Annotated in this window: 20 protein-coding genes; 9 read left to right on the forward strand and 11 right to left on the reverse strand. The window is 59.2% G+C overall.

Features of this window, described 5'->3' with window-relative positions; genetic code table 11:
• Nucleotides 1-78: 78 nt before the first annotated feature.
• Nucleotides 79-1,386 (reverse strand): aldo/keto reductase, encoded by a 1,308-nt coding sequence (locus ACTQ48_RS03455; RefSeq protein ID WP_441570129.1) that lies wholly within the window; start codon nt 1,384-1,386, stop codon nt 79-81.
• A 46-nt stretch (nt 1,387-1,432) separates the two neighbouring features.
• Here ACTQ48_RS03455 and ACTQ48_RS03460 point away from each other — a divergent pair, with 46 nt between their 5' ends.
• Together ACTQ48_RS03460 and ACTQ48_RS03465 are read left to right on the forward strand one after the other, a co-directional pair.
• Nucleotides 1,433-1,627: a hypothetical protein gene (locus ACTQ48_RS03460; RefSeq protein WP_154517383.1), complete on the forward strand. Its 195-nt coding sequence runs from the start codon at nt 1,433-1,435 to the stop codon at nt 1,625-1,627.
• Nucleotides 1,628-1,744: 117 nt separating this feature from the next.
• Entirely contained in the window at nt 1,745-2,659 is a 915-nt protein-coding gene (locus ACTQ48_RS03465; protein ID WP_441570130.1) for a ketopantoate reductase family protein, read from the forward strand.
• Nucleotides 2,660-2,750: 91 nt separating this feature from the next.
• On the opposite strand, the gene ACTQ48_RS03470 is transcribed toward ACTQ48_RS03465, so the two are convergent.
• The 3 genes from ACTQ48_RS03470 to ACTQ48_RS03480 form a co-directional block, all read right to left on the reverse strand.
• The gene (locus ACTQ48_RS03470) at nt 2,751-2,969 is read right to left on the reverse strand and encodes a hypothetical protein (RefSeq protein WP_154517389.1); all 219 of its coding nucleotides are present in this window, start codon (nt 2,967-2,969) and stop codon (nt 2,751-2,753) included.
• Nucleotides 2,970-3,154: 185 nt separating this feature from the next.
• Nucleotides 3,155-3,931 (reverse strand): hypothetical protein, encoded by a 777-nt coding sequence (locus ACTQ48_RS03475; protein ID WP_441570131.1) that lies wholly within the window; start codon nt 3,929-3,931, stop codon nt 3,155-3,157.
• A 313-nt stretch (nt 3,932-4,244) separates the two neighbouring features.
• A complete protein-coding gene (locus ACTQ48_RS03480; RefSeq protein WP_441038734.1) occupies nt 4,245-5,555 on the reverse strand; it encodes an O-acetylhomoserine aminocarboxypropyltransferase/cysteine synthase family protein in 1,311 nt (436 codons plus the stop codon).
• A gap of 274 nt (nt 5,556-5,829) precedes the next feature.
• Here ACTQ48_RS03480 and ACTQ48_RS03485 point away from each other — a divergent pair, with 274 nt between their 5' ends.
• The 5 genes from ACTQ48_RS03485 (at nt 5,830) to ACTQ48_RS03505 (ending at nt 9,439) form a co-directional block, all read left to right on the forward strand.
• Nucleotides 5,830-6,777 (forward strand): LysR family transcriptional regulator, encoded by a 948-nt coding sequence (locus ACTQ48_RS03485; RefSeq protein WP_427718589.1) that lies wholly within the window; start codon nt 5,830-5,832, stop codon nt 6,775-6,777.
• Between the two features lie 140 nt (nt 6,778-6,917).
• The gene (gene rnhA / locus ACTQ48_RS03490) at nt 6,918-7,403 is read left to right on the forward strand and encodes a ribonuclease HI (protein ID WP_427747971.1); all 486 of its coding nucleotides are present in this window, start codon (nt 6,918-6,920) and stop codon (nt 7,401-7,403) included.
• A gap of 74 nt (nt 7,404-7,477) precedes the next feature.
• Complete coding sequence (locus ACTQ48_RS03495; protein ID WP_427795949.1) at nt 7,478-8,584, forward strand: Gfo/Idh/MocA family protein; 1,107 nt, start codon at nt 7,478-7,480, stop codon at nt 8,582-8,584.
• Nucleotides 8,585-8,586: 2 nt separating this feature from the next.
• Nucleotides 8,587-8,997, forward strand: coding sequence for an acylphosphatase (locus tag ACTQ48_RS03500; protein ID WP_427795950.1), 411 nt, complete (start codon nt 8,587-8,589; stop codon nt 8,995-8,997).
• 61 nt (nt 8,998-9,058) lie between these two features.
• Nucleotides 9,059-9,439 (forward strand): Fur family transcriptional regulator, encoded by a 381-nt coding sequence (locus ACTQ48_RS03505; RefSeq protein ID WP_427718597.1) that lies wholly within the window; start codon nt 9,059-9,061, stop codon nt 9,437-9,439.
• 75 nt (nt 9,440-9,514) lie between these two features.
• Here the strand turns inward: ACTQ48_RS03505 and ACTQ48_RS03510 are convergent, their stop codons facing one another.
• The 3 genes from ACTQ48_RS03510 to ACTQ48_RS03520 form a co-directional block, all read right to left on the reverse strand.
• On the reverse strand, nt 9,515-10,312 hold the full coding sequence (locus ACTQ48_RS03510) for an HAD-IIB family hydrolase (protein ID WP_427718600.1): 798 nt from the start codon (nt 10,310-10,312) through the stop codon (nt 9,515-9,517).
• An 83-nt stretch (nt 10,313-10,395) separates the two neighbouring features.
• Nucleotides 10,396-10,974 (reverse strand): urease accessory protein UreE, encoded by a 579-nt coding sequence (locus ACTQ48_RS03515; protein WP_441570132.1) that lies wholly within the window; start codon nt 10,972-10,974, stop codon nt 10,396-10,398.
• 3 nt (nt 10,975-10,977) lie between these two features.
• Complete coding sequence (locus ACTQ48_RS03520; RefSeq protein ID WP_441015842.1) at nt 10,978-11,406, reverse strand: FKBP-type peptidyl-prolyl cis-trans isomerase; 429 nt, start codon at nt 11,404-11,406, stop codon at nt 10,978-10,980.
• Nucleotides 11,407-11,526: 120 nt separating this feature from the next.
• Between ACTQ48_RS03520 and ACTQ48_RS03525 the strand changes: the two genes are divergently transcribed.
• Nucleotides 11,527-12,540, forward strand: coding sequence for a dipeptidase (locus tag ACTQ48_RS03525; RefSeq protein ID WP_427727766.1), 1,014 nt, complete (start codon nt 11,527-11,529; stop codon nt 12,538-12,540).
• Nucleotides 12,541-12,614: 74 nt separating this feature from the next.
• On the forward strand, nt 12,615-13,391 hold the full coding sequence (locus tag ACTQ48_RS03530) for a M48 family metallopeptidase (protein WP_441570133.1): 777 nt from the start codon (nt 12,615-12,617) through the stop codon (nt 13,389-13,391).
• Between the two features lie 6 nt (nt 13,392-13,397).
• On the opposite strand, the gene folB is transcribed toward ACTQ48_RS03530, so the two are convergent.
• The 4 genes from folB to nrdG form a co-directional block, all read right to left on the reverse strand.
• On the reverse strand, nt 13,398-13,883 hold the full coding sequence (gene folB, locus ACTQ48_RS03535; RefSeq protein WP_441570134.1) for a dihydroneopterin aldolase: 486 nt from the start codon (nt 13,881-13,883) through the stop codon (nt 13,398-13,400).
• A gap of 43 nt (nt 13,884-13,926) precedes the next feature.
• Complete coding sequence (locus ACTQ48_RS03540; RefSeq protein WP_441570135.1) at nt 13,927-14,508, reverse strand: HD domain-containing protein; 582 nt, start codon at nt 14,506-14,508, stop codon at nt 13,927-13,929.
• Nucleotides 14,509-14,510: 2 nt separating this feature from the next.
• Complete coding sequence (gene folE / locus ACTQ48_RS03545) at nt 14,511-15,068, reverse strand: GTP cyclohydrolase I FolE (protein ID WP_427718613.1); 558 nt, start codon at nt 15,066-15,068, stop codon at nt 14,511-14,513.
• Between the two features lie 67 nt (nt 15,069-15,135).
• Nucleotides 15,136-15,717, reverse strand: a complete 582-nt coding sequence (gene nrdG, locus ACTQ48_RS03550; RefSeq protein WP_427727760.1) for an anaerobic ribonucleoside-triphosphate reductase activating protein — start codon at nt 15,715-15,717, stop codon at nt 15,136-15,138.
• Between the last annotated feature and the right edge of the window lie 338 nt (nt 15,718-16,055).

Raw genomic sequence — 16,055 nt, forward strand, 5'->3', positions numbered from 1 at the left:
CAGTTACGGTGAAATAGTTCCTGTTGATGCCTTATTCTGCCGCAAACAGGAACTATTCCACCGCAAGTTATAAAAGGGTCATGAGGAGCGCGTTTTGCCGAAGGCCTTAAGCACCGCCGTCACGGGTCCAGGCTGAAAACGGCGGCGTACGTCGTCGAGACGCTCGGGAATATCGATATGCTGCGGGCAGTGCCGCGCGCATTTGCCGCATTTGACGCAATTGCTCACCAACTTGGGCTCGCTTGTGCGCACCGCGCTCGCCGTAAAATACTGCGATAGACCCGTAAACCAGCTGTGCGCATAGCTTGCGTTGTAGGCGGCAAAACACCCAGGAATATTGATGCCTTTAGGACACGGCATGCAATAGCCGCATCCCGTGCAGGGCACGCGATTCGATTTTTCAAACTCCGTCAGCACGTGCGCGATGGCATCGAGCTGAGTAGCTGTCATCGAATCCGGCAGGGCCCGATCGGCCAACGCCGCGTTCTCATCCACCTGCGCGGTATCGGTCATACCCGAAAGCAGCATCGTCACCTGAGGATGATTCCACACCCACGAAAGCCCCCAAGCGGCAGGGGTGCGCAAATGCGGGTCACAGGCGCTATCGAGCACAGCGCGGGCCCGCGGCGGCAACTTACCTGCCAGACGTCCGCCCAAAAGCGGCTCCATCACAAACACCGCGAGGCCTCGCTCGGCGGCGGCCATGAGCCCCGCCGTTCCCGCTTGGTAACGCTCGCCGGCATAGTTGTACTGTATCTGGCAAAAATCCCAGTCATATGCGTCAAGCATCGTCAGGAAATCCGCCGCGCTGCCGTGATACGAAAAACCAATCTGGCGAATGCGCCCCGCCGCCTTTTGGCGCGCAATCCAGTCCTCGATGCCCAGTGCCACCACGCGCCCCCACTGGGCGGGCGAGGTAATGTTGTGCATAAGGTAATAGTCGATATGGTCGGTCCGCAAACGGCGCAGTTGTTCATCGAAGATGCGGTCGAAATCATCTGCACTCTTGCACGAAGCGTGCGGCAACTTCGTCGCCAGCAACACCCGGTCACGCAGCCCCAAGCGCTCAAGCGAGGCGCCCACGCACGCCTCGTTACCGGGATAGAGATACGCGGTATCCAGATAATTAATCCCCTGCTCCACCGCACGGGAAATGATAGCATCGGCTGTCTTCGCATCCGGACGTCCCGGTGCACCGGGAAATCTCATGCAGCCCAGACCCAGAGCGGATATTCGGTTACCACTTTTGGGGTCAACGCGGTATTGCACGGCCCCTCCCTTCGCCATCAGCGTCACGGCAAGGCGAAACACAATGGTCACGCGGCCGAAACATCGTGGAATCGCAATCGAGAACGTATCGTAACGCAGCAGAAATCGAGCTGTCACGGCACCGCTTTAACATCAGCAAAAAGCCCGATGAAAGGAGGCGAGCGTGACCACACGCGAGGACGCCTACCCCTACCCCGGCGAGCAGTACATCCTCTCGGTCGACCGTTACCAGATCGAGGTCATGGACCATCTGGACGAGCTTCCTGCCACAGGCGCCGTCATCTTCTGCACCTTCCCCAAGGTGCGCGATGGCGTTGGATATCCCGCGCGCGTTTTTGCCATCTGCCCCGCGGCATAAGTTCCCATGCATTTGTTCTTCTAAATTCAGCCTCCGGTGTACGCCACATGCCCCAGCGGCATACAATCCATCAGGCGCCCCATATGCGGGCGCCTTTTATATGGGGAGATGATTCACATGCAGATCAACAAGGTCGCCTTTATCGGCAAGGGCGGCGTCGGCCTGCTCTACGGCAGCATGATTGCCAAGACCCTCGGCAACGATTCCGTCGAATACGTCATGGATGACGCGCGTTTCGAGCGCCACGTGGGCGATGCGCTCACCGTCAACGGAAAGCCCTGCGCGCTCAAGTCCGTCCGCGCCAGCGAGGCAACGCCCGCCGATCTGGTCATTCTCACGGTCAAGACGACGGGGCTCAACCAAGCACTCAAGACTATGGAGCGCGTCGTGGGACCCAACACGCTCATCGCCTCGCTGTGCAACGGCATTACGAGCGAGCAAAAAATAGCCGAGCGCTTTGGCTGGAAGCACACCGTCCTGGGCATCTGCCAGGGCATGGACGCCGTATTCCTTAACGGCGCGCTCACCTTTACCAATGCGGGCGAGATTCGCTTTGGCGCGGCAGCAGGCACCGAGCCCGCAACCGTCACCGCCATCGATGAGCTCTACACGCGCTGCGGCATCGCCCATACCGTCGAGAGCGACATTGCGCACCGCATGTGGGCCAAACTCATGCTCAACGATGGCATCAACCAGACCTGCATGGCCTACGGCGGCACGTACGGGAGCGCCACGGAACAGGACTCCGAGCAACGTCGCTGCTTTGTTTCCGCCATGCGCGAGACACTTGCGGTCGCCAACGCCGAGGGCGTTGAGCTTACCGAGGCAGACCTGACGCAGATGGTGCACCTCATCGAGGGAATCGACCCCGCCGGCATGCCCTCGATGGCGCAGGACCGCATCGCACAACGTAAAACCGAAGTCGAGGAGTTCGCGGGCACCATCTGCCGCCTGGCCGCCAAACACGATATCCAAGTGCCGCAAAACGATTGGCTCTACCAGAGGATTCGCGAAATAGAAAGCAGCTGGTAGCCTCGCCCGCACGGCGACGCGCGCAATGTAAGCAGACAGGCCTTCGCGAGGATCCCATCGCTCGCGAAGGCCTGTCGCATTTAGGCCGAGGCTAAAACTGAGGCTCGTTTTGCGACTCCGGGACCTCGTCCTCGTCATCGCGGCAAAGCACCACGCCGGCGCTTCCCAACAGCGCCGCTGCAATCAAGGCGCTCACAACCACAGGAGCAGCACCCGTAGTGGACTGCAAGCCGGCAACTAACGCCGCCGTCGGACCAAGACATCCGATCAAAAGGGCAACGACGGCAATAGCGACATCTCGAGCGTTCATGGGATCACTTCCTCCACGAGAAAGACCTTGTTTCTCATGACTTAGTGTGCCCCGCGCCCATATGCCCAACGTAGTGCCACGGTAAGGGCTCTGTTAACCCAAATGCATATAAAAACGGGCGACTTTACATTGCCCGAAAGCTCGGTAAAGACGCCCGTCCATCATGTGCAATCGATGCCGACAGATTACCAACCGGTGTAGTAATCGGTAGTTCCGGCTGCGCAACCCGAGTCGTAGACCTTGCACTCGCCCTTAGAGCCCGTAAAGGTCGAGCCCTGGGACTTATCGCTCGCAGCCACCACGTAGTAGCCGTCGGAATCACGCCAAAAGCCCTCGGAATCCAGCGTCCACTCACCCGTGCGGTGGTGATACAGCACGTTGCTGCTGTAATAGGTCTCGCGACGACCGTTGTAGTTATTGACACCGCTCGAGCGCGTCAGGCCCGAGCCGTTCGCGTAATACGCAGCAGACGCGTAAGACGAGCCGGAGCCGGCGTTGTAATGCGAAGCTTGAATGGCCTCGGCAGCTTCTGCCTCGACGACCGCAGCCTCGAGCGCCTCGCGCTTAGCATCCTCGAGCGTGGAGCGAAGCTCGTCGAGCTCGGCCGACTTCGCGTCGACCTCCTCCATCGTCAAAAGACTGCCCGCACCGTCGATACAACCCTGCAGTACAGCGCGCTCGTCATCGGTGGCATAGTCACCGTACATGTTCATGATGATCTGCGCGCGAACCTCTAGGGAATCGCGCTTGGCCCCCATCGAGGCGTTCCACTCCTGCATGGAGCCAAAGCCGTCGCCACGATAGTCGACGGGCTGCATCAGGGTCGCCTCGGACGGCGTTGATCCGACCGCGTCGGACAGTGTTGCCGCGTGGGCATCGGTTACGCCGGCACCCACTAAAAGCGCCACGGCAAGCGTGGCAGAAAGGGCGGCGGCCTTCGGTTTTCGTGAATCGATCCTCATGTAGCTGGAAACCTCCGTAGTGAGTTTTTGCTGCGTTTAAGCTGCGTGTGATTCGATCGCGCTGCATAGTACCCCGAGTAAATCGCGACCTGCGGTTTTTTCTCAAAAGGTGCACGTCATTTGCGTAAAACTCACATCCTCTCAACAGGAGTTTTCCACAACTCGCATGCATAAAGCATGCCAAAAACCCTGTAATAGCGCCCTTCCTATGCAAAAAAGGCGCCTGCGCAACCATTGTTCGCGCAGGCGCCTTGAGCAGGCATTTTATGCAGTTATACCTATCGAGTCGCAAGGGGCCCTTGCACAAGTCGCCTCACTCGTCCAGCGCGGCAAAGGCCTGCTTCAGATCCCAAATGATGTCCTCGGCGTTCTCGGTACCAATGGAAAGACGGATTGTGGAGGGCGTAATGTTCTGCTCGGCAAGCTCCTCGGCAGAGAGCTGGGAGTGCGTGGTGGTAGCCGGGTGCACGACGAGCGACTTGACGTCGGCCACGTTGGCGAGCAGCGAAAAGACCTGCAGGTGGTCGATGAACTTCCAAGCAGCCTCCTGGCCGCCCTTGATCTCGAAGGTGAAGATCGAGGCGCCGCCACGGGGGAAATACTTCTGGTACAGCTCATGGTCGGGGTGCTCGGGCAGGCTCGGGTGGTTCACCTTGGCAACATGGCCGTCACCGATCAGGAACTCAACGACCTTCTTGGTGTTCTCGACATGGCGGTCAACGCGCAGCGACAGGGTCTCGGTGCCCTGGAGCAGGACCCAGGCGTTAAACGGGCTAATGCAGGCGCCCTCGTCACGCAGCAAGATAGCACGGACATAGGTCGCGAAGGCAGCGGGGCCGGCGGCCTCGGTAAACGAGACGCCATGGTAGGAGGGATTGGGCTCGGCGATCTGCGCATACTTGCCGCTCGCCTTCCAGTCAAAGTTGCCGCCATCGATAATCACGCCGCCCAACGAGGTGCCGTGGCCGCCAATAAACTTAGTTGCAGAGTGAACGACGATGTTGGCGCCGTGCTCCAGCGGACGGAACAGATACGGGGTGCCGAAGGTGTTATCGACAACAACCGGAAGACCATGCTTCTTAGCGACCTCGGAGATAGCGTCGATGTTGGGGATATCGGAGTTGGGGTTACCGAGCGTCTCGAGGTAAATGACCGTGGTGTTGTCCCTGATGGCGCCCTCGACCTCGTCCAGGTTGTGGGCATCGACGAAGGTGGTCTCGACACCAAACTGGGAGAGCGTGTGCTCCAGCAGGTTGTAGGAACCACCGTAGATGGTCTTTTGGGCCACCACATGGTCGCCGGCCTGAGCGAGGGCCTGCAGGGTATAGGTGATGGCGGCGGCGCCAGAGGCGACGGCAAGACCTGCAACGCCGCCCTCGAGCGCGGCAATGCGGTCCTCAAAGACGCCCTGGGTGGAGTTGGTCAGACGACCGTAGATGTTACCGGCGTCGGCAAGGCCAAAGCGGTCAGCAGCGTGCTGGGAGTTGCGGAACACATAGCTCGTGGTCTGGTAGATAGGCACGGCGCGGGAATCGGATGCGGGGTCGGCGCTCTCCTGGCCAACGTGCAGCTGCAGGGTGTCGAAACCAAAGGTGTGCTCGGGGTTGTTGATAAACTGGCTCATGATGATCTCCTTGATCGAACAAAAGTAATATGAGTAAGAGAAGTAAGTCGCCGTCTCCTGATCACGCCGACGGGCGCAAGCAGGAGCCCGGCATTCGTCTTAGTAAGCAGTTCATATGCGGTCCTCCTTTTGACATCCCGTTCTCGTGGTCGGCTTAATTACCTACCGCCTTTGTGTGTTTTGAATAGTACGAGCATTGTTTCGCGCGGTCAATCACTTAAAAGCGCTAACATGTTATCGGTTTTTTAGATAGCTATCGAAAGGACGGGTGCCGATGACCCTCCAGCAGCTTCGTTTTCTTATCGCCGTGGCAGAATCCGGCTCAATTAACGCCGCAGCTCAGCGCCTCTATACCGCGCAATCCAATATCTCCAACGCCGTCAAAAGCCTAGAGCAGGAGCTCCGTCTGGAAATCTTTACGCGCTCCAGCCGCGGCGTCACACTCACCAACGACGGCACCGAGCTTTTAGGCTATGCGCGCCAGGTCGTAGAGCAGGCCGATATGCTCGAGGCCCGCTACGAGGACGGCGGCACACCCCAGGCACGCCTTGCCGTCTCGGCCCAGCACTACGCTTTTTCGGTCGAAGCCTTTGTCAACGTCGTCGAGCGCTGCCGCGACAGTAAGTTTGAGTTCATCATGCGCGAGACCACCACGTCACAGATCATCGACGACGTCCGCGCATTTCGCAGCGATATCGGCATTCTGTATCTGGATGACTTTAACGCCCGCGTCCTGCAGAAGGCCTTCGCCGACGCCCGCGCAAGCTTCCATCCCCTCTTCGATGCAACGGTCCACGTCTTCGTTAGCGAGCGCCATCCGCTCGCACGCCGCCCCCAGCTATCGCTTGCCGACCTTACGCCCTATACGCGCTACAGCTTTGAGCAGGGGACCTCAAACTCCTTCTATTACGCCGAGGAGCCGTTTAGCTATATCCCCTGCGACCGCAACATCCGCGTTTCCGACCGTGGCACGCTCACCAATCTGCTCATCACGTCGAACGGTTACACGTTGTCGACCGGTGTCCTCTCCAATGAAATGCAATGGGGCATGGCATCGATCCCGTTGGCAGACGCTCCAACGATGCGCGTGGGCTACATCATGCACGATGAGCGCAAGCCCTCTCCCCTGCTGCGGCAATACCTCGACGAACTCGAACGCATCATCCACGAAAACCAACCATTTGGGGACGGGATAGAAATGGCAGATTTAAAAGCCCTCTAGCTCTTGACAATTCAGGTCGCCCATCTTTCTTGGCGACAACGTCTCCACCATCCTTGTGGAGCGGCGCGCCTCGCATAAAACAGGATGGACCGGCGATACAATAGACAGCCGCAAGGGAGGAACTCGACGAAAGGAAGTCTGTGAAGGTCATCATCTATACCGACGGCTCGGCTCGATCCAATCCGGGACGCGGTGGCTACGGCGCCGTGCTCAAATACACCAACCCCGCCGGCAAGACCTTCACCTCCGAGCTTTCGCGTGGCTACGCCAAGACCACCAACAACCGCATGGAGCTCATGGCGGTCATCGTGGCGCTCGAGGCGCTCAACCGTCCCTGCGAGGTCGAGGTCCACTCCGACTCGCAGTACGTCGTCAACGCCTTTAACAGGCACTGGATCGACGGCTGGAAAAAGCGCGGGTGGAAAACTGCCAACAAGCAGCCCGTTAAGAACCGCGACCTGTGGGAGCGCCTGCTTGCCGCAAAGAGCAAGCATAAGGTGGAGTTCATCTGGGTCAAGGGGCATGCCGGCCACGAGCTCAACGAGCGCTGCGACGAGCTCGCCACCACCGCGGCCGATGGAGCCAACCTCGATATCGACACCGGCTTTAACGAGAGCGACCTGTAATAGCGTTTTCGCGCAGCTTTATATCCCCACGCGCTACACTCATCCTGTAGACCAAAACAACGCAAGGGGGACGTATGCTGCGCATCGCGACCATCGGCACATCCATGATCACCGACGACTTTATCCAGGTCGTCAATGCCAACGACCAGGCTGTATTCGTAGGCACGCTCTCGCGCAACGCCGAGCGCGGCGCCGCCTTTACTGCCGAGCACGGCGGCGAGCGAAACTTTACTTCACTTGATGAGCTTGCAGCAGCCGCCGACGTCGACGCCGTCTATATCGGCAGCCCAAACGCACTTCACTACGAGCAGGCCCTTGCCTGCATCGCCAGCGGCAAGCACGTCATCGTCGAGAAGCCCTTCTGCGCCACCGAGGCGCAGGCGCTGGAAGTCTTCCGCGCCGCCGAGGCGGCGGGCGTCGTAGCCCTCGAGGCCATGCGCCCGCTCCATGACCCCGCTTTCCACGCCATCGAGGACGCCCTGGGCGAGATTGCGCCCATTCGCCGCGCCTCACTGCGCTTTGGCAAGTATTCTTCACGCTACAACGAGGTTCTCGCGGGACGCGCCACCAACATCTTCGACTGCCACATGGCCTCGGGCTCCCTCATGGATATTGGCGTCTACACCGTCGAGCCCATGGTCGAGATCTTCGGCATGCCCTCCGGCCTTACGAGCATGGCTACTCTGCTCGACCCCACCACGCAGGAGCTCACCCATGGCCCCATCGATGGCTGCGGTTCCATCCTCGCCAGCTACGGCGGTGGCCGTATCTCCGTCGAGCTCGCGCACTCCAAAATTACGAATGACCTACTGCCCTCGCAGATCGAAGGCGAGCGTGGCACTATCCAGATTGACCATCTGTCCACGCCCCGCAACGTCCGCATCGACTATCGCGGCGATGTCGTACGCGGCTCGGCGACCGAGGCGCCGCGCGAACAGAGCGACAACGGCCGCGTGCTCGACCTGCCCAAATCGAGCAACACCATGGAATACGAACTCGCAGACTTTATCACCGCCATCGGCGGCATCGATAACGTCAAGGAAGAGATTTGGGAGACCCCGGCGGGACGTCACGAGCTTGGCCACTATCGCGATGTCACGCTTGTCTCGCTGCGCATCATGGATGCCGTGCGCCAACAGACCGGCATTACCTTCCCCGCCGATTCTGTCAAGCAGGCCTAGCGATGGGTATTTTCGACAAGCTTTTCTCGGGCGTCGCCGGCGGCAGCCGCGAGCCCCAAAAGCCCTCTGGCGTCGAGCTCGAGCTGCGCCGCAGGCTTACTGTGCTCGCAAGCGACGAGGCCACTCAAGACACTCCCCTGCGCTATTTCCTGCGCTGGGAGGGACAGGTCCAAGGCGTTGGTTTTCGCTTTACCAACACCAACCTCGCGCAGGCACGCGCACTCACCGGCTGGGTGCGTAACATGGAAGACGGCTCAGTCGAGATGGAGATACAGGGAGCTCCGGCAAACATCCTATCTCATCTCGAGGCGCTTCATGCCTCCTACGAGCGCATGGGAACGCGTTTTCGCCTCGTAGACGCCCAGGTCCGAGCCCCACTTGCCAATGAAGACGGTTTCACTCCTCATTATTAGTATTGTGTGCTAAATACGGTATCATTTACCTACGACCGTTAATAGAAAAGAGGCGAGGCGCATGGCGGTGCAAAGAAGGAATACCAGGCAGCGAAAGCTAGTTCTTGATGCCGTGCGCCAAAGCTACAACCATCCCACCGCCGAAGAGATCTACAACGCTGTGCGTGAACAGGATGACAAAATCAGCCGCGGTACGGTCTACCGCAACCTCAATCTCTTGGCCGATGCCGGGGAGATTCTCTCGATTAAAACGCCGGGCGGCAGCCGCTTCGATCGTGCCATCGAGCCGCATGCGCATATCATCTGCACCTCGTGTGGCCGCGTCATCGATGTGCCGCTCCCCTTCAATACCCAGCTCGACGCCAGGGCATCCGAACAAATCGGATGGAGCGTCAGCTCGCACTACACCATCTTCGAGGGCCTCTGCCCCAACTGTAGGTAGATTTTGGGGCATGCCTTAAAATCAACTTTTCACCGATTGCGGCAAAAGGAAGATTTCCAGGCATGTCCCAAATGTCTACTCAGCAAGTAGGCGACGCAGCTCTTCTTCGACCGTGCGCACGTAACGGACGCGGTCGTTGATACCGCGCATGCTGGGATTGCAGCTCTCCATCAGATAGGGATGGCCCACCACGTTGAGCATGTCGCGGTCGTTTTCATTATCGCCAAACGCCATCATTTCGTTAGGTGAGATCCCCAGCGCACGACCATAATCGGCAAGCGCGGACCCCTTGCCCGAATCAAAGCCGATAAAGTCGGTCCATTCGGTTCCCGACGTCATCACATCGACCCGGTCGCCAAAGCGACGGACGAAATACTCCAGCGCCGCCGGCTGCTCTGTCTCGGGCGTTTGAAACGCGATCTTAATGACGTCCTCGTCGATGTCCTCGGGACGGTCGACCACCGCCACATCGCAATGGACCTCGTAGCGCAAATGGTCGACGAATGCATCGTTGCCGCTTATGGTGTAGAGGTGCCCCTCGCAGGAAAGGGTCACGTCGGCATGGGGATACGCAACCACGGCATTCGCGATATCCATAGCAAGGTTACGCTCCATGGAACGCTTGACAACGGCACGCCCCTCGCTCATCACGAGGGCTCCGTTTTCGCATACATAGGCGAGCTCATCGGCCACCGGGGCAAACAGATAGCGCAAGCTCGCATATTGACGGCCGCTCGCCGGCATAAACACGATGCCACGACGATGCAGCTCATCGATGAGCTCAAAGGCCTCGGAACGCGGCTCGCACTCCCCCGGATGCAGCAACGTGCCGTCCAAATCGCATGCAATCAGCTTGATTCCCTCAAGACCCATATGCTTTCCCCCACAGCACCTCATCAACAGCAAGACGGACTTTGAATAGCTGCCTCTCAAAGTCCGTCTTGCTCATACGCACGTTAACCGCGCGCCTTTTTTACGATCGTAAAGTCGGGAGCCATACTCACGACGACCTCCGCCGCACTCGACGCAAAGCGCCGGTCCGTATCGAGTTCACGGCTAACCACCGAAAGCATAACACCCTCGACGCCCCGGAGCATGCGGCCCAAAACAGGCTGCACCGGCGTATACATGCGCACGGTATGCTCGTCCGAATCGCCTCGGAAAAGCGGCGCATGCATGTTGCCGATCTCCCAGCACGCATGCGCGAGCGCAATCGGATCCATGCGGTCGACTTCGACCAAATAGACCTCGGCGCTGCGCAGGCGCACGACAACCGCCACGGGCACCATGCCCGAACGGTCGATGGCGAGCACGTCGCCGTCGGCAAGACGACTGCCGTCGGCAGTATCCAGCCGAACATCGACCGTGCGCCCCAGCTCCGTCACGCCCGCAAACGCGCATACATCAGCCTGGTCCCAATCGAGCAGCAGCTCGTCAACTTCAAAGATGCCACCCAGCTCCCGACGAAGCAGGAGTTCATAGGACGGATCGTTGAGATTTCCCAAGCATGTCGTCGAAACCAAGCGTTCAGGCATACTCTAATCCTCGACCTCGACGAGCTCGATATCAAAGTTGAGATCCTTGCCGGCCAGCTCGTGGTTAGCATCGAGCGTCACGGCCTCGGGCGTCACATCGATGACAACGGCAGGGACAGGCATGCCGCTCGGCGTGGACAGGAAGAGCTTCATGCCCTTCTCGATCTGCTCGATGTTGGGAACCTGCTCGGCCGGGAAGGTGATAACCATCTCGGGATTGTGCTCGCCGTAGGCATCGGCAGCAGGAATGTGCACGGACTTCTTCTCGCCCACCTGCATGTCGACAACAGCGGCATCGAAGCCCTTGATCATCTGACCGGCACCGCAGGTGAACTCCAGCGGCTCGCCGCGATCGTAGGAGCTATCGAACTGCGTGCCATCGTCGAGCGTGCCGCGATAATGAGTCTTGACCTTCTTGCCCTGGTTGGACATGGAAACCTCCGTGATAAGGGCGGCACACAACGCGGGCCGCCATGAACGTATGGCGCTAACTATACCCTAGTCATACAATTCGAAGACAGTTTGCAAAGAAACGCTGCAACCGGAGGAACCATGGCATATCCCGTATTTGACTTGCACTGCGACACCGCCGACCGCATCGGCTGGGCCACGCTCGATCTCGACCTGCGCTTTACCGCCGGAACCGACGGTTATTTCCCCGGCGACGAGACGCATCCGCAAGATTTCGACCTCATCGAGGGCAACGCCTGCGCCATCTCGCTCGCAAAGATCGGCAACACACCGTGGGCACAGTGCTTCGCCACGTTTGTCCCCGACGAGATTCCCTCCGCCCACGCCGCGCGCTTCCAGGCGCAGATCATGGCGCATATGAGCGGCCAGGCCATGCTCAACCACGATCGCATGGTCAACGTACGCAGCGCCGCTGACATTCGCCCTGCGCTCAAGGACGGCAAGGTCGCCTGCATCCACACCATCGAAAACGCCACGTTCTTTGCCGAGGACCCCGCGCTGATCGAGGTGCTCAAGAGCTTGGGCGTACTCATGTCGTCACTCAGCTGGAACGCGCAGGGGCCGCTCGCGAGCGGACACGATACCCACGCCGGCCTCACCGCCGCCGGCATCGAGGCACTTACGCAGATGGAGCACGCCGGCATGGTGCTTGACGTCTCACATCTCAACGATGAGTGCTTTGACGAGGTCGCCGTCCGCGCCACGCGTCCCTTCGTCGCCAGCCACTCCAACTCCCGTGCGGTTTGCGGCGCCAAACGCAATCTTACCGACGACCAGTTCCGCACCATTCGCGACATGGGTGGCATCGTCGGCCTCAACTACTGCAGCGAGTTCCTTTCCAACGACGCAACCGACAAGACCGCCGCAGACGTCACCTTCGATCAGCTGGCGGCACATATCGAGCACTGGCTCGACCTGGGCGGCGAGGACGTCATCGCGCTCGGCGGCGACTGGGACGGCGCCACGGTGCCCGCTTTCCTCTCCGATGCCAGCAAGATGCCCGAGTTCCAGAACATGCTCTCCAAGCATTTTGGCAAGACCGTGATGCAAAAGCTCTGCAGCGACAACGCGCTTGCCTTCTTTGAGCGTTATTAATTTCACATCCCTTGATCGGGCCGGCATGCCGAACGGTCGACATGCCGGCCCGTCCCCAATCTGAAGGACCGCTTTTGACGCAGCAGTTTACGATTTCCGTATCCCGACCGGATGGGATGCCCATCCCCGTCGTCGTTACCAAAAAGCGTGTCAAGAACTTCAACCTACGCGTCACATCGAGCGGTGAGGTCCACGCAAGCGCACCGCTCGGTGCCACCCGCGAGCGTATCGAAGCATTTGTGAAGCGCAACAGCGCCTGGATTATCAGCCGACTTGCCCAGCGCGAGCAACGTCAGGCGACGGCGCAAGAGCCGCTCAGCCCCTCGTCCATCATTGCGCTTTGGGGCAAGCCCATCACGGTACAAGATGCGCTCGATCACAACTTTGCATCACCCGCACCGCGACCCAAACAGGCCACCTTCGCAAGTTTTATGGGTACCGACGAGCCAAGTGGGCGCGCGCAGGCAAAGCAGCGCACGGCCCTCGACGGCCTAACGCCCGATGAGCTCCAAGCCCGCATCGACCAGCTCTATACATCCGAGGTCACCACGGCGCTGCGCGATATGGTGCGCACATACGAAATCGCAATGGGTATCGCCGCTTCCCGCGTTTCCGTGCGCAGCATGAAAACGCGCTGGGGCTCGTGTACGCCCAAAACCGGCGCCATTCGCATCGCACGCGAGCTTGCCGCCTACCCCGTCGAGTGCCTTGACATGGTTGTCGCCCACGAGCTCGTCCACTTGCTCGAGCCAAGCCACAATCAGCGGTTTCACGCCCTGCTCGACACGTACTGCCCCAACAATAGAGCTCTGTCGCAGCGACTCAAGCAGCCACCCATAGAGACGTATTAGAACCGGTTAGCGCACGCGCTCGATCTCGACACCGCAGCTTGCCAGGGGAAGACCGACGGGCGCCCAAGGCTTATCGAGCTTAACACGCACGCCGAGCAGCAGAGGGTAACGACGTAGCAGCATCTGGGACACGCCCTCGGCTGCGGCCTCGATGAGCTTAAACGTATGCTCGCGCAGATAGCCATCGACATCGTGGCACACCGAGCCGTAGTCAATCGAGGCATCCAGGTTATCGTGCTCCCCTGCTGCACGCAGGTCGGCATAGAGCACCAAGGACACGATGAACTTCTGGCCCAGGGCGTTCTCCTCGGGATACACGCCGTGGTTGGCAAAGACCTCAAGACCTTCAACGGTGATGCGATCGGCATGGCGCAGATCGTCATAGCTCACGTGGGGCACCGCCGTTGCGGTGGATATTTCGCCCCTTCCACGGCGGGCGAGCTCGGCGCCTTCAGTCTTGGTTGCATTCTCGGGCAGTTTCTTGTTACTCATCGCGATCGTCTCCTTCGTTTAGAACCCCGACCGCGCAAACCAACTACACGCGAATCGACAGGTTCTTTTTATCATCGCTCCAGTTGCAGGCATTGCGCGCGGGGCATGCAAAGCAGGCGCGCGACGCCTTGTCAGCTGCATAGAGCAGACGCTCAAGCGGTTGGCTGTTCACGCGCAGCTTTCTATGGCCTAAAATGGCCGTCTTAATGGCCGCGGCATCGGCCGGATCAAATGCCACGTCATCGGGCATGCCGCCAAGAATCGCATCAGCGACGCGCTCGCTTGCAACATCATGGGATATACCCGATTCATACTGTTCATCTTTGCCGATATCGTGAAGAAGTGCCGTGGCGTAGATGACCTCGCGGTCAAATTCGAGCTGTTCCTCAAGATTCTTAATCCACATAATGCGCGCGACATCCAGCAGATGGTCAATACCGTGGCGGCAAAAGATGCGCCCCGATTCCAACTGTGCAATGTTGCCCAGGTGCCGCCGGAACAGCCCGTTGGCACAAATGTAATCAATGCGAGGCATGGCGCCTAAGGGAGTCAGGCCCGAAGCCATAAAGCCGCGACGCGGCGTCCCCTCATCGGTCTTCGATGTAAAGTCGTTGACGACTCTCATGGTTAGCGGCCCAGCATCCTAAAGAATCGCTCCTCGAGCGCGGGATCGGTCTCAAAGACACCGCGACGAGCAAGCGTTACGGTCTTGGTACCGGGCTTTTGAACGCCGCGCATGGTCATGCACATATGCTCGGCTTCCATCAGCACGATCGCCCCTTGGGGAGCAAGATATTCCATGAGGGCATCGGCAACCTGCGCGCACAGCTGCTCCTGCAGCTGCAGACGACGGGCATAGACCTCAACCGTGCGAGCAAGCTTAGACAGACCCGCCACGCGACCGTTAGGGATATAGCCGATCGCAGCCTTGCCATAAAACGGCAGCAGATGGTGCTCGCACAGCGAGTAAAACGTAATGTCGCGCTCGATAACCAAATCGTTCGAAGCGACGGCAAAGGTTTTGGACAGGTGCTCCTCGGCACTCCGGCCCATACCGCCGGCAATCTCGCCATACATACGGGCGACGCGTGCCGGGGTCTCCAGCAGGCCCTCACGAGTTGGGTCCTCGCCTATACCTTCAAGCAGCAGCTTAATAGCAGTCTCGACTTTTTCCTGATCGACCATCTGGGCCTCACTTTTTTCGATTTCGCGTTCGCGCTATGGTACCACGCTGGCACGCAACCTCTTCCAGCTACATAGTATGGGTCGAATAGACCGGATCGTCCCGCCAAAGCTCCACAGCGTCGCAAAGCGCAACGCCCTCGCGCGCAGCACGAGCGCGCGTGGCGTTCATGTCGATCACGCGCTGATTGCTCGAGCCCCTAAAGCGCAACGAGATATCGTACAGATCTTGAACGAACGGACCGTCTACCAGCATGTCGAGGCAAGCAAGGATACGGTCCGTCACGTCGGTATGGTGACGGCCACCCGGCATTAGTTCCTCGAGCACGTCACCGGTAAAGCACCAAATGGTCTTCCCAGACTCCACAGGGTAGGTCGCACGCACGCGTTCGATAAAATCAACAAGCCCCGCCTGGTTCTCGGGTTCCATAGGCTCCCCGCCCAGAATCGTCAGGCCATCAATAAAGGGATGATCAAGACTCTCGATGATTTTGTCCTCGACGGCACGATCGAACGGTTCACCCGCGGCAAAGTCCCACGCGACGGAGTTAAAACAATTCTTGCACCCACGACGGCACCCACTCACAAACAGAGAAGTACGAACGCCTTCTCCATCAGCAATGTCGAAATACTTAATGTTCGCGTAGTTCATAGGTAACCTTCCTGGGGGTCTGGAGCATATCATCCCGTCCTCAAACATTCTCGGCCTTCGGCCTGCGAAACTGCGGGCGGGACGATATGCTCCAGACCCCTCGCGAGCGACACTCGGTGAACGAAGCGAACATCGAGCATAGGGTTCGAGGTCCAATAAAAACTGGGTCGCGGCTCAACCGCCATAGCAAGTAAATCGCAGCTGCAGCTCGAATTATTTCCGCCAAGAACTTCGAGGAGTGAGCAGACCGCATACTGCATCTCAGCTACATCAACTTGGCTGCCCCGTAGCGAGGCCCCGGACCTTTGCTCGATATGAGTTCCGCACGAACAGGAGGC

Origin of the sequence: Collinsella sp. Sow4_E3 (assembly GCF_052116285.1) — a bacterium.
In the GTDB taxonomy this organism is placed as follows: Bacteria; Actinomycetota; Coriobacteriia; order Coriobacteriales; family Coriobacteriaceae; genus Collinsella.